This window comes from Brucella sp. TWI559, from assembly GCF_039674265.1.
In the GTDB taxonomy this organism is placed as follows: Bacteria; Pseudomonadota; Alphaproteobacteria; order Rhizobiales; family Rhizobiaceae; genus Brucella; species Brucella chromiisoli.
Map to the genome: position 1 here is coordinate 49070 of NZ_JBDJNE010000008.1, position 12706 is coordinate 61775.

Sequence of the window (12706 nt, forward strand, 5' to 3'; positions counted from 1 at the left end):
ATCAGATCACCTGTCCAATTATCTCGTTTCCATGACTTCCCTCTTCCGAACCGGACGAACCAGTGGAAACTTCAGGGAAAATCATCCGTATCATTGCGCCACGACCTTCGTAAAAATCTGCTGGCGCATCATGCAATTCCAGATGTCCGCCGTGGTCTTCCACGATCTTGCGAACAATAGCGAGACCGAGGCCGGTGCCTTTCTCTCGCGTTGTCATATAAGGCTCCAAAAGCTTCTGACGATCATCACGCGGCAAACCTTTGCCATTGTCGATGACATCAACGATGAGCTGTCCATCCGCCTTTTTCGAGCGAACGAGGATATGCCCCTCACCGCGCTCTTCCTTTGGCACGGCGTCAATTGCCTCGCTGGCATTCTTGATAACATTGCCGAATGCTTGGCCAATCAATCGGCTATCAAAAGAACCAATCAGCTTTTCAGAACCATAGTCATTGGTGAATTTTATGTCCTGACGGCTTACCTCGATAAGGAATGATGCCTCGCGCAAAGCCTCGCGCATGTCCATGGCCTTCATTTCAGGCTTCGGCATCCGCGCAAAAGACGAGAACTCATCCACCATGCGACCAATATCACCGACCTGCCGAATGATCGTATCCGTACACTGATCAAAGACTTCACGATCTTCGACAATCACCTTACCATAACGACGGCGAATGCGTTCTGCCGAAAGCTGGATCGGGGTGAGCGGATTTTTGATCTCATGGGCAATTCGACGTGCGACGTCTGCCCATGCAGAAGATCGCTGCGCCTGAACAAGATCCGTAATGTCATCGACGGTCACGACATAGGAATGATCGTCGGATTCTGCATCTTCAACCGTCACCTGCACATTATACGTGCGTGCAACACCGTTACGGGTCATACTGACCTGCTCACGATGAACCGTACGCCCCGTTGTGCGCGCAACTTCAAAGGCCTGCCCGATTTCGGGCGCGATGCTACTCAGGCTCTTGCCGATGGCATCCTCTGAGCTGACACCAAACATATGCTCGGCAGAGCGGTTGAGGATAGAAATCGAGCCATCCGACTCAATGCCGATAACGCCCGCTGTCACACCTGAAAGCACAGCTTCCGAGAAGCGACGGCGCTCATCAATCTGATCTTTGGCAGACAAGAGTTCATTGCGCTGGCTTTTGAGTTCAGCAACCATGTTGTTGAACGTGCCAGACAGCGCGCCAACGTCACCGTCTGAAGAACGCACGGGCACAGAGCTATCAAGATTGCCGGCAGCCACATCGTCAGCAGCACCGATCAACAACCGGATCGGGCGAACAAGACGGTCGGCAACAGCAATACCAGTCCATATCGCTGACAACAGAACAATGAGCGTCAGACCGAAATAAAGCAGCGCAAAAGCGATCTGCGTTGGAATGCGGTTGGCATCCATCTCCTGATAGCGCGCAGTGTTCGCTTCCATCAGGCGCATGGCTTCAAGAATCTGCTGATCAACCGAGCGCACCGTATAAAGGTAAAGATCTGGAATCTCGCGCATTTTGATAACTGCGCCAACAAAATTACTGTTGCCCGGAGGGATGATCACCGGCTTACCGTCTACAGCCGTCTTCAAAGCATCTTCGGTTGGTGCTGGAAGGCGTGCTTCAACACCAGTCTCGCTTTTAACAACGACATCCCCATCTTCACGCACCAAAAACGCACCCAGCAGCCCCCGGCCACCCGCTTGCAGGGTCATATATCGAATGAAACCACCTCTATCGAGACTATAGAGTGTGCGTTGCGCATCCAGTTCCTGCAACATTGAAAATGATGTGCTTTGCAGGTTGAGCGCCGTTTCACGAATATAGGCCGTCGTCAGACTCTGCGACGAACTGACAATGTCACGCGTATTGGTATCAAACCAGCGGTCGAGACCGAGATTGAGTGTGACCGATGCAACAATTGCCACCACAATTGCGGGAATTGCCGCAATCAACGAGAACAGCGCCACAATACGGACGTGAAGTCTTGAAGCGGCTTTTCCCAACCTGCGTGCCGAGATGATCCGGTAGATTTCTCGGCAAATCAGCAGGATGAGAAATACAATCAGCGCAACATTAACAATCACCAGCGCAAGCGTCACTGCACGATCCGGCGTGATTGGCGTAATGCCGATCAGGATGGCAAAAGAAATAGACGCTGTGATCAGCGCCAGAACAACGGTGATGATACCAGGCAGCGCAAGAAGTCTGCGCCCCTCACCGCTACGCGATGATTGCTCCGCTTTGTCCATTTCCGTGGTCAGATTCGCTGTGTTCATGTTAACCATGTTACCCAATAGCGTTGCATCTATGCAACGCATTGTGGCGAAAATGCAACGATTGTTTACAGGTTAATAGCATTTCCAGCAAAACTGCGACGCGGCCTTATGCTGGATAATGCACAAACACCAAACAAGAGCGCCGATCTGATAAATCAGATCAAAAGGCGCACTGATCAAATTTCGCGAAATTATCGTGCGTTCACCAACGGCGGCTTATTGCTTGGCGCCGCGATAGATGTTGACGCCAAGTTCTCTGATTTTCTTGCGCAACGTATTGCGATTAAGCCCGAGAATCTCAGCCGCTTTGATCTGGTTGCCGCGCGTTGCCGTAAGACATGCAAGAATCAGCGGGTATTCCAGTTCGGCAAGCACACGATGATAAAGCCCTGGCGGCGGCAGATCCGCACCAAATGATGCGAAGTAGCGTTGCATATTCTGCTCCACCACCTGCGAGATGGTTATGTTTTCTAGATCACCCGAAACAACTGCCGGGGCATCCGGCTTGGCAAGCTCAGACTTAAGCTCGGCTTCAATGATTTCGGGAGATATTTCATCCTGCGGATAAAGCGCGGCGAGCCTGCGCACCAGGTTTTCGAGCTCACGCACATTACCCGGCCAAGGATAACGGCGCATCATATCAAAGCCTGCCGCGGTGATACGCTTTTCTGGCAACCCTTCTTCCACTGCCCGCTTAAAGAAATGGCGCACGAGATCGGGCACATCTTCGCTGCGCTCACGAAGTGGTGGCAGGCGCAAAGGCACAACATTCAGACGATAATAGAGATCTTCACGGAAAAGCCCCTGCGCAATGAGCTGGCGCAAATCCTTGTTGGTTGCAGCCACGATCCGCACATCGGTCTTGATCGGTGTGCGGCCACCAACCGTCATATATTCGCCCTGCTGTAGCACGCGTAGCAGACGCGTCTGCGCTTCCATCGGCATGTCGCCAATTTCGTCAAGAAACAGTGTGCCGCCATTGGCCTGCTCAAAACGACCGCTGGAGCGGTTTTGCGCCCCGGTAAAGGCACCTTTTTCATGGCCAAACAGTTCAGATTCGATCAGATCGCGCGGAATTGCAGCCATATTAATAGCAACAAACGGCCCTTTGCGACGGCGACCATATTCATGAAGCGCGCGCGCTACCAGTTCCTTGCCCGTACCCGACTCACCTGTCACCATCATGGTGAGATCTGTCTGCATCATGCGCGCCAAGACGCGATAGATTTCCTGCATTGCAGGCGAGCGACCGACCAGTGGCATGTGTTCCGACTGCTCATCAGGAGCAACCGCAACAGGCTTATGCTTTGGCTCGGAAAGCGCGCGCCCAACAATATTGATCAGTTCCGTCAGATCAAAAGGCTTAGGCAGATATTCATACGCCCCCGCTTCCGAAGCGCGGATCGCAGTCATAAATGTATTCTGCGCGCTCATCACCACAATCGGCAGATCAGGCCGCATTTTCTTGATGCGCGGCAACAGATCAAAGGCATTTTCATCCGGCATATTGACGTCTGTAATCACCAAATCGCCATCGCCAGCCGCGACCCAGCGCCAGAGCGAGGCCGCATTGGACGTAACCCGAACATCAAAACCTGCGCGCGACAATGCCTGATTTAGCACTGTACGAATTGCAGCATCGTCGTCTGCGACGAGTATCGTTCCTGTCGGACGTCCGGCTATCATGCTTTGTCTCCTGTCTTTGCAGACATATTATCGGCAGAACTTTTCCACTGCGGCATAAGAATACGAAATGTGGTGCGCGATGGATGGCTGTCGCATTCAATCACCCCGCCATGATCGCCGATGATTTTGGCAACCAGCGCCAGTCCAAGCCCCGATCCATTGGTCTTGGTCGTCACAAAGGGATCAAACAGATGCGGCAGCAGATCCTCTGGCACGCCCGGGCCATTATCCTGCACGCAGAACTCCAGGGGCAAAGCCACCCGATCACTCGCACCCGGCACTTGCAGGCGAATCCCCGGACGATACGCTGTCGAGAGCGTAATTTCCGCACCTTCGCGATCACCCAATGCCTCCGCAGCATTTTTCACCAAATTGAGAAATACCTGCACCAGCTGGTCGCGATTGGCGTAAACTGGCGGCAATGACGGGTCATATTCCTCAATAAAACGGATATGCCGCGCAAAACCGTTTCGCGCCAATGTCTTCACATGGTCCAGCACCGAATAAATATTGACCGCCGTGCGTTCGATTGGACGTTCGTCGGAAAACACTTCCATGCGATCGACAAGCTTCACAATACGATCCGTTTCGTCGGTAATCAGTCGAGCCAGCGGGCGATCTTCATCGCCAACAACCTGTTCAAGCAATTGCGCTGCGCCACGAATGCCAGAAAGTGGATTCTTGATCTCGTGCGCCAGCATGGAAGCAAGGCCTGTCACCGAACGTGCAGCGCCCCGATGGGTCATCTGGCGGTCGATTTTCTCCGCCATGGTCTTTTCTTTAAACAGAATAACCACTGCCCCCGGCGTTTCGATAACCGGCGCAACATAAAGATCGACAATACGTTCGGCACCCAGTTTGGGCGATGAAATATCGACGCGATATTCATTGACCGGCACTTGCGCTGTGCGCACCTGATCCACCAGAGCCAGCAAAGGGCTCCCGAAAGGCAAAAAGGATTCGAGACGATTGCGCGCCAAAATGGAAGAGCCTGAGCGGAAAAACTGTTCCGCATCCATATTCGCATAGACAATATGATTGTCGGCACCGACCATAATCACAGGCTGATTGATCGCATCCAGAATGATTGCTGGAATACCGTTCATGTCTCCTCGACCACCCATTATGCGACCTTTCTGTCTGCTTCATGCAGAAAAACGCGGGAAAGCGCCGCGATAACCGCTCGAGGATCAGTGAGCGTCATGATTTCAGCCTTATCTGCGTGAGAGAATGCTTCACCCGCATGACGATCCAGATACCAACCAATATGTTTTCTTGAATGGCGAATGCCGGTCTTGCTGCCATAATGGTCGAGCATATCTTCGTAATGTCTTATAATATAAGAAAGAATCTCTTGATCTGATCGCGGTGCAAAGTCGCTGCCCGCAATCAATCCTGCAAGCCATGGCTGGCCATAAGACGCGCGCCCGACCATTACGGCATCAGCACCCGAACGGCACTGCAATTCTTCCGCATCTTCCAATGATGACACATCGCCATTGGCAACCAGTGGGATCTTGACGGCATCGCGCACCGCATGAATGGCATCCCAGTCGGCTTTGCCTTCATAGAACTGGCAGCGCGTACGCCCATGCACTGTCACCATCATAACGCCCGCATCCTCGGCGCGCTTTGCAAGTTCCGGCGCATTGATGCTGTTTTCGTCCCAGCCAAGACGCATTTTGAGCGTAACCGGCACTTTCACAGCATTCACGGTTGCCTCAACCAAGGTCATCGCATGGTCCAGATCGCGCATCAGCGCAGAACCGGAATAGCCACCCGTTACCTTTTTGGCAGGGCACCCCATATTGATGTCGATAATATCAGCGCCCTCGCCTTCAGCGATCTTGGCTGCCTCGCCCATCCAATGCGCTTCACGGCCAGCAAGCTGCACCACATGCGTGCCAAGCCCCTCACCGGAGAGACGCAACAGGCTTTCCTTATGACGATTGCAGAGTTCAGCGCTTGCAACCATTTCCGAAACAACCATTCCCGCACCGGCTTCGGCGGCACGTTTTCGAAATGGAAGATCAGAAACGCCGGACATAGGCGCCAGAAATATGCGGTTTGGAACAACCACATTGCCTATGCTTAAAGGCTGACCGAGAGGAGTGATCAAGATATGCTCATTTGGTGTGCATGATGCAATTAGCACACACTTTAATCATTTGACGTGTTGAACGCAAGGAAAAGCGCATGCTCATGCGGATAAATCCATTGCGGTGTGGCAATTATTTGCGCAAGGCATTATTCGGCATTGAACGAGATGAATCTTTTGGCAGAGGCGAGCGAGATTTCACGGGCAGCAGCAGTGATCGTAGCCGCAGGACGCGGCGAACGGGCAGGACAAAGCATCGAAGGGCCGAAACAATATCGGCGCATCGGCGGCGAAGCTGTGCTTTCGCGCACACTGGGGGTTTTTGCGCAATGCTCTGCGATTGAGCAGATCATCGTGGTCATTCATGCCGATGATCGCAATCTCTATGAAAATGCCATCACCGGGCACTATTCAAACGTGCATGTCGTCATTGGCGGCCCAACGCGACAGGAATCAACACGGCTTGGATTGCTGGCACTGAAAAACGATGCACCGCACTATGTGCTTATTCACGATGGTGTGCGCCCCTTCATCAACCAGAGTTTTCTTGAAGGCATATTCGGCACGCTGACACCAACAGAAGGCGTATTGCCAGCACTTGCTGTATCCGACACGCTGAAACAATCGGCCAGTGATGGAACCGTAAAAACAACAGTTCCACGAGCTGGTCTTTTTTCCGCGCAAACCCCGCAGGCTTTTCCTTTTGCGCCAATCCTTGATGCGCATGAAAAGGCATATCTTAGCGGCCGCTCAGACTTTACCGATGATGCATCCATTGCAGAGGCTTTTGGCCTGCCCGTGCGCATCATTGAAGGTTCCCCCGACAATACAAAACTGACATGGGCCAAAGATATTGAAATGGCCGATAAACGTTTGAGGCAAGGTATGACTTCATTTCCAGATATTCGCACCGGCAATGGCTATGATGTTCACAGCTTTGAACCCGGCGATCATGTCACGCTTTGCGGCGTGGCCATTCCGCATAACAGGAAACTGAATGGTCATTCGGACGCCGATGTGGCTCTGCATGCCCTGACTGATGCGCTTCTTGCCACACGCGGCGCAGGCGACATCGGCACGCACTTCCCGCCATCCGATCCGCAATGGAAAGGTGCCGCATCGCACATCTTCGTTGAATATGCGGTCAAGATCGTGCGTGAAGCGGGTGGCCGCATTGCCAATGCCGATGTGACGATCATCGCAGAAGAACCAAAGATCGGCCCCCACCGCCCCGCAATGATGGAATCCATGGCCAATATGCTCGGCATTTCGCAGGATCGTGTATCTGTCAAAGCAACCACCAACGAGAAGATGGGCTTTGTTGGCCGTGGCGAAGGCATTGCCGCTATTGTAACAGCAACTGTGATTTATCCCGGCGAGGTGCCAGAATGACGCTTATTGCGGAAGCTCAAGCCACCGACGTACTCAATGCTTGTCGCAAACACGGCATTATGATTGCGACAGCTGAATCCTGCACCGGCGGGCTGATCGCGGGCGCACTCACCGATATTGCCGGTTCGTCCGATGTGGTGGATCGTGGCTTTGTCACCTATTCCAATGAAGCCAAGAATGAAATGATCGGCGTTCCGATGGAATTGATCAATCGTTTGGGCGCGGTTTCAAAAGAAGTGGCAATCGCCATGGCGGAAGGAGCGCTTCACAACTCCCGCGCAGGCATCAGCATTGCTGTGACAGGCATTGCCGGGCCGGGCGGCGGATCAACTGAAAAGCCAGTCGGCCTCGTGCATATTGCCAGCGCACGCAAAGGCTTTGCCACGTTGCATAAAGAATGCCGCTTTCGTGAAAAATCGCGCGAAGATATTCGTCACGAAACAGTGCTGTCCGCGCTGGGACTGGTTTTAGAAGCGCTTAATTCTTAAGCGTAAATCGCATCGGCGCGCTTCTCAAAGGCTTCCGAAAACTTGCGGAACGCCAGATCGAACATTGACCCCATCAAAAGCCCAAGCGTGCGGCTTTTGAATTCATAATCGATGAAGAACTCGACATCGCATTCCGAACCGTCCCCAACCGGTTTAAAAGTCCAGCGATTGTCGAGATAGCGGAACGGACCATCGACATATTTCACGTCGATGACGTTTTCTTCAGGCTTCAAAAGCACCTGGCTGGTAAACGTCTCGCGGATCAGCTTATAGCCCACCGTCATATCGGCAATCAGAAGCGTCTTGCCGTCTTTCTCTTTACGAGAACGAACGGACAAAGCCTCACACATCGGCAAAAATTGCGGATATTTTTCTACGTCCGATACCAGGGCAAACATTTCGTCTGCCCTGTGATGAACGCGTCTGACGTTGGTGAATTGCGGCATGCGAATTTAAGCCTGTGCTGCAACCTGCGCTTCGCGCGCAGCCTTGAGCTTCGCGAAATCATCACCGGCATGGTGTGATGAACGCGTCAGCGGGCTGGACGCTACCAGCAGGAAGCCCTTGGTACGGCCAATCGTTTCAAAAGACTTGAATTCGTCTGGCGTGACGAAGCGGATCACCGGATGGTGCTTGCGGGTTGGCTGCAGATACTGACCGATGGTCATAAAATCCACGTCAGCCGAACGAAGATCATCCATAAGCTGCAAGATTTCGTTCCGCTCTTCGCCAAGACCGACCATGATCCCGGATTTTGTGAAGATTGTCGGATCGAGTTCCTTCACGCGCTGCAACAGACGGATCGAATGGAAATAACGAGCGCCCGGACGAACCTTGAGATATTTCGACGGAACCGTTTCCAGATTGTGATTGAACACATCAGGGCGGGCCTTGACCACGATTTCAAGCGCGCCTTCCTTGCGAAGGAAGTCTGGCGTCAAAATTTCAATCGTCGTCTTCGGTGTTGCCTCGCGGATCGCGCGAATGACATCGGCAAAATGCTGCGCGCCACCATCGGCCAGATCATCACGATCAACAGAAGTGATCACAACGTGGGTAAGGCCCATCTGCTTGATGGCGCGTGCTACACTTTCCGGCTCATTCGGATCGAGAGCCTTCGGAATGCCAGTTGAAACATTACAGAACGCACAGGCGCGCGTGCAGATTTCACCCATAATCATAAAGGTTGCGTGCTTCTTTTCCCAGCACTCGCCAATATTCGGGCAACCGGCTTCTTCGCAAACGGTCACAAGCTTGTTCGAACGAACAATCTCACGCGTTTCATTATAACCGCGTGAAACAGGAGCCTTAACGCGGATCCATTCCGGCTTTTTCAGGATTTCATTGTCCGGACGATGTGCCTTCTCCGGATGACGAAGACGTCTCTGGTTCACCGTGTCGAGAACTGTAACCATGCTGTTTCCTGCCTATCCGAAGCTATCACAAATCTGAAACGCTTCTAAATTGGGTCCGGTTCGTAATCTCTGGCTTCTACCCTGTCAACTTGGCACGCCCGGAGACATCGTCAATATACTGCGGCTTACCGTCTCGCCGCCATTCCTAATGCTCTGAACACCAGTGCCCAGATCAGGCCAAACAGAAGTCCGCCAAATCCGAGCGCAAAGGCCAGTGTCCAGACGCCGTACCAGCCAGCAATCGCCATTCCATTGACCGATATGGTGTTTCCGCCGATCAGGCTCAAGCTCCCGACAGCAAAGCCAAGCGCAAGACCACCAACGGTACACCATTTAATCATGGGCCATGCGGCGCGCCGCCATGGCCCTTCATTATCAATCAGCGGAATGTGACCACCTCTTCGTTATGCGTTCAGCACCCGGCCATAGGCATCCAGAACGCTTTCTTTCATCATTTCAGAAAGGGTCGGATGCGGGAAGACCGAATGCATCAGCTCTTCTTCCGTGGTTTCAAGGTTCATCGCAACGACAAAGCCCTGAATAAGTTCGGTCACTTCCGCGCCAACCATGTGCGCGCCAAGCAGCTGCCCGGTCTTCTTATCAAAGATTGTCTTGACCAGACCCTGATCTTCACCCAGCGCAATGGCCTTACCATTTGCCGAGAAGGAATAACGACCGACACGAATGTCAAAGCCCTGTTCCTTGGCCTTGGCTTCCGTCAGACCAACTGATGCAACCTGCGGATTGCAATAGGTGCAGCCCGGGATCATCAGCTTATCAAGCGAATGAACATTCGGCAGGCCGGCAATCTTTTCAATGCAAATCACACCTTCATGCTCAGCCTTGTGAGCGAGCATCGGAGGACCGGCAACGTCACCAATGGCATAAATGCCTTCAACATTGGTCTTGCCATAGCCGTCAATGACAACACAGCCACGATCTGTCTTCACGCCAAGCGCTTCAAGGCCGAGATTTTCAATGTTGCCCTGAACGCCGACAGCTGAAATCAGACGATCAACGGTGAGCTTTTCAACCTTGCCGTCCTTGGTTTCAATGTTAGCGGTCACGGAATCCGTGCCCTTCTCGACCTTGGTCACTTTGGCTTCGGTGATGATCTTGAGACCGAGCTTTTCCAGACGCTTGCGCGCGAAGGTGGAAATTTCCACATCTTCAACTGGCATAATGTTTGGCATCAATTCAACAACCGTCACATCAACGCCCATGGCATTGTAGAAAGATGCAAATTCAATGCCGATAGCACCGGACCCCATCACCACCATCGACTTTGGCAGCGCCTGCGGCACCATCGCTTCGAAATAGGTCCAGATCAGCTTGCCATCCGGCTCGATACCCGGCAGCGAACGAGGACGTGCGCCGGTTGCAACAATCACGTGCTTGGCCTTGTAGCTGCCATCGCCCAGCACGCCCTTCGGCACCGGATTTTGCGGCTGCATCGGCTGCTTCGATGATTTACCGACCGAAATCTCTGCTGGCGTGTTGCCGGAAGCACCCTTAACGAGCTTGGCTTCGCCCCAGATCACGTCGATCTTGTTCTTCTTCATCAGATAGGCAACGCCACCATTCAGACGCGCCGACACGCCACGCGAACGCGCAACAACTGCATTCACATCAGCGCTGATCGAGCCTTCAAGCTTGAGGCCGTAATCCTTGGCATGTTCACCCAGATGCAGCACTTCCGCCGAACGCAACAGCGCCTTGGTTGGAATACAACCCCAGTTGAGGCAAATTCCACCCAGATGTTCGCGCTCAACAATCGCAGTCTTAAGACCAAGCTGCGCTGCGCGGATAGCCGTGACATAGCCGCCCGGTCCCGATCCAATGATAATAACGTCGTAGATGTCGGCCATTTTATCCTGCCTTTGATCTATCAGAAAACGGGAAGCGGCATCATACGCATATTCTTAGCGGTGCGCATTCCCGGATCGCCGACCTCTGTCGGCTTACAAATAAGCAAACGCCGCATGTCAGACAACACGCGGCGTTCAATCATATCAGACCAGCATACCCATCGGGTTTTCGATGTGACGCTTGAAGGCCTGTGCAAGTTCAGCAGCCAAAGCACCATCAACGGCACGATGATCGGTGGAAAGGGTGACAGACATAACCGTCGCAACCTTGATTTCACCGTTCTTAACCACTGCACGCTGTTCACCTGCACCAATTGCAAAGATCGTCGCATGTGGTGGGTTGATGATCGCGGCAAAGTCCTTCACGCCGAACATGCCGAGGTTGGACACAGAGGTCGAACCACCCTGATATTCATCAGGCTTGAGCTTGCGATCACGCGCACGCTTGGCAAGGTCTTTCATCTCATTGGAGATGGCAGACAGCGTCTTCGATTCTGACTGACGCACGATTGGCGTAATCAGACCGCCTGGAATGGACACAGCAACACCGACATCCGCACGCTTGTGCTTGATCATGCCGCCTTCGGTCCATGAGACGTTGGCTTCAGGAATATCACGCAGTGCAAGAGCAACAGCCTTGATCACCAGATCATTGACAGAAAGCTTGTAGGCCGGAACCTCGCCCTTCTCCGTCTTGATCAGCGGTGCAGCCGAATTGATTTGCGAACGCAGAGCCAGAAGCGCATCAAGTTCGCAATCGATGGTCAGATAGAAATGCGGAACAGTCTGCTTCGATTCGACCAGACGGCGGGCAATGGTCTTGCGCATACCGTCGTGAGGAACGATTTCGTATGTGCCTTCTTCAAAGAGCTTGAGGATGGCATCATCCGACTGAGGCTTTGGAGCCGATGCCGCTCCCTGTGGTGCGACCGATGCAACTTTCGTGCCGCCGGACTTGATTGCAGCTTCAACGTCACGCTGAACAACACGGCCATGAGGACCAGTGCCTTTTACAGCCGCAACATCAACGCCTGCATCCTTGGCGATGCGACGAGCAAGCGGGGACGCGAAAACGCGCTCACCCTTGTTTTCTACCGGTGCAGCCGCTGGCGCGTCAGCTTTTGCAGGAGCCGAAGCTGCCGCAGGCGCAGCTTCCTTCTTCGGCTCTTCCTTAGGCGTTTCGGCCTTTGGTGCAGGAGCAGAATCGCCGCCTTTCGCAGCTTCAGCAACATCCTCGCCGTCTTCGGCGAGAATTGCGATCAGCGCGTTGACCTTCACGCCCTGCGTACCCGCAGGAACGACCAGCTTGGCAACAGTGCCTTCATCGACAGCTTCGACTTCCATCGTCGCCTTGTCGGTTTCGATCTCGGCGATCACATCGCCGGACGTTACCTTGTCGCCTTCCTTGACCAGCCACTTGGAAAGATTGCCTTCTTCCATGGTCGGCGAAAGCGCTGGCATGGTGATCTTAATCGGCATGTCCA

General features: G+C 53.3%; 11 protein-coding genes. 2 read left to right on the forward strand and 9 right to left on the reverse strand.

The window, feature by feature from the left end:
• Position 1: 1 nt before the first annotated feature.
• The 4 genes from ABE530_RS11660 to dusB all read right to left on the reverse strand — a co-directional run bounded on the left by ABE530_RS11660 (position 2) and on the right by dusB (position 6077).
• Positions 2-2317: a sensor histidine kinase NtrY-like gene (locus ABE530_RS11660; RefSeq protein ID WP_499694613.1), complete on the reverse strand. Its 2316-nt coding sequence runs from the start codon at positions 2315-2317 to the stop codon at positions 2-4.
• Between the two features lie 174 nt (positions 2318-2491).
• Positions 2492-3961 carry a nitrogen regulation protein NR(I) gene (gene ntrC / locus ABE530_RS11665; protein ID WP_499694614.1) on the reverse strand — a complete coding sequence of 490 codons (1470 nt, stop codon included), beginning with the start codon at positions 3959-3961 and terminating at the stop codon, positions 2492-2494.
• On the reverse strand, positions 3958-5085 hold the full coding sequence (locus ABE530_RS11670) for a two-component system sensor histidine kinase NtrB (protein WP_499694615.1): 1128 nt from the start codon (positions 5083-5085) through the stop codon (positions 3958-3960). Before ABE530_RS11670 ends, ntrC begins: the two co-directional genes overlap by 4 nt.
• Complete coding sequence (dusB, locus tag ABE530_RS11675; protein ID WP_499694713.1) at positions 5085-6077, reverse strand: tRNA dihydrouridine synthase DusB; 993 nt, start codon at positions 6075-6077, stop codon at positions 5085-5087. Before dusB ends, ABE530_RS11670 begins: the two co-directional genes overlap by 1 nt.
• Before the next feature lie 150 nt (positions 6078-6227).
• Between dusB and ABE530_RS11680 the strand changes: the two genes are divergently transcribed.
• Both ABE530_RS11680 and ABE530_RS11685 read left to right on the forward strand, forming a co-directional pair.
• A complete protein-coding gene (locus ABE530_RS11680; protein WP_499694616.1) occupies positions 6228-7451 on the forward strand; it encodes a bifunctional 2-C-methyl-D-erythritol 4-phosphate cytidylyltransferase/2-C-methyl-D-erythritol 2,4-cyclodiphosphate synthase in 1224 nt (407 codons plus the stop codon).
• Complete coding sequence (locus ABE530_RS11685) at positions 7448-7939, forward strand: CinA family protein (RefSeq protein ID WP_499694617.1); 492 nt, start codon at positions 7448-7450, stop codon at positions 7937-7939. Before ABE530_RS11680 ends, ABE530_RS11685 begins: the two co-directional genes overlap by 4 nt.
• Here the strand turns inward: ABE530_RS11685 and ABE530_RS11690 are convergent.
• From ABE530_RS11690 to ABE530_RS11710, 5 genes are all read right to left on the reverse strand, one after another.
• On the reverse strand, positions 7936-8385 hold the full coding sequence (locus ABE530_RS11690) for a type II toxin-antitoxin system RatA family toxin (protein ID WP_499694618.1): 450 nt from the start codon (positions 8383-8385) through the stop codon (positions 7936-7938). The two genes, ABE530_RS11685 and ABE530_RS11690, sit on opposite strands and share 4 nt — an antisense overlap.
• 6 nt (positions 8386-8391) lie before the next feature.
• Positions 8392-9354 (reverse strand): lipoyl synthase, encoded by a 963-nt coding sequence (gene lipA / locus ABE530_RS11695; RefSeq protein WP_499694619.1) that lies wholly within the window; start codon positions 9352-9354, stop codon positions 8392-8394.
• A gap of 125 nt (positions 9355-9479) precedes the next feature.
• A complete protein-coding gene (locus ABE530_RS11700; protein WP_265984752.1) occupies positions 9480-9695 on the reverse strand; it encodes a hypothetical protein in 216 nt (71 codons plus the stop codon).
• A gap of 63 nt (positions 9696-9758) precedes the next feature.
• On the reverse strand, positions 9759-11222 hold the full coding sequence (gene lpdA, locus ABE530_RS11705) for a dihydrolipoyl dehydrogenase (RefSeq protein WP_499694620.1): 1464 nt from the start codon (positions 11220-11222) through the stop codon (positions 9759-9761).
• A gap of 144 nt (positions 11223-11366) precedes the next feature.
• Entirely contained in the window at positions 11367-12701 is a 1335-nt protein-coding gene (locus ABE530_RS11710) for a pyruvate dehydrogenase complex dihydrolipoamide acetyltransferase (RefSeq protein ID WP_499694621.1), read from the reverse strand.
• Positions 12702-12706: the final 5 nt, after the last annotated feature.

Coding starts and splice junctions, on each gene's coding strand:
- lipA (WP_499694619.1), bottom strand. CDS start 9,354: ATGGTTACAGTTCTCGACACGGTGAACCAGAGACGTCTTCGTCATCCG.
- ABE530_RS11700 (WP_265984752.1), bottom strand. CDS start 9,695: ATGATTAAATGGTGTACCGTTGGTGGTCTTGCGCTTGGCTTTGCTGTC.
- ABE530_RS11690 (WP_499694618.1), bottom strand. CDS start 8,385: ATGCCGCAATTCACCAACGTCAGACGCGTTCATCACAGGGCAGACGAA.
- ABE530_RS11660 (WP_499694613.1), bottom strand. CDS start 2,317: ATGCGTTGCATAGATGCAACGCTATTGGGTAACATGGTTAACATGAAC.
- ABE530_RS11685 (WP_499694617.1), top strand. CDS start 7,448: ATGACGCTTATTGCGGAAGCTCAAGCCACCGACGTACTCAATGCTTGT.
- ABE530_RS11670 (WP_499694615.1), bottom strand. CDS start 5,085: ATGGGTGGTCGAGGAGACATGAACGGTATTCCAGCAATCATTCTGGAT.
- ABE530_RS11710 (WP_499694621.1), bottom strand. CDS start 12,701: ATGCCGATTAAGATCACCATGCCAGCGCTTTCGCCGACCATGGAAGAA.
- lpdA (WP_499694620.1), bottom strand. CDS start 11,222: ATGGCCGACATCTACGACGTTATTATCATTGGATCGGGACCGGGCGGC.
- ntrC (WP_499694614.1), bottom strand. CDS start 3,961: ATGATAGCCGGACGTCCGACAGGAACGATACTCGTCGCAGACGACGAT.
- ABE530_RS11680 (WP_499694616.1), top strand. CDS start 6,228: ATGAATCTTTTGGCAGAGGCGAGCGAGATTTCACGGGCAGCAGCAGTG.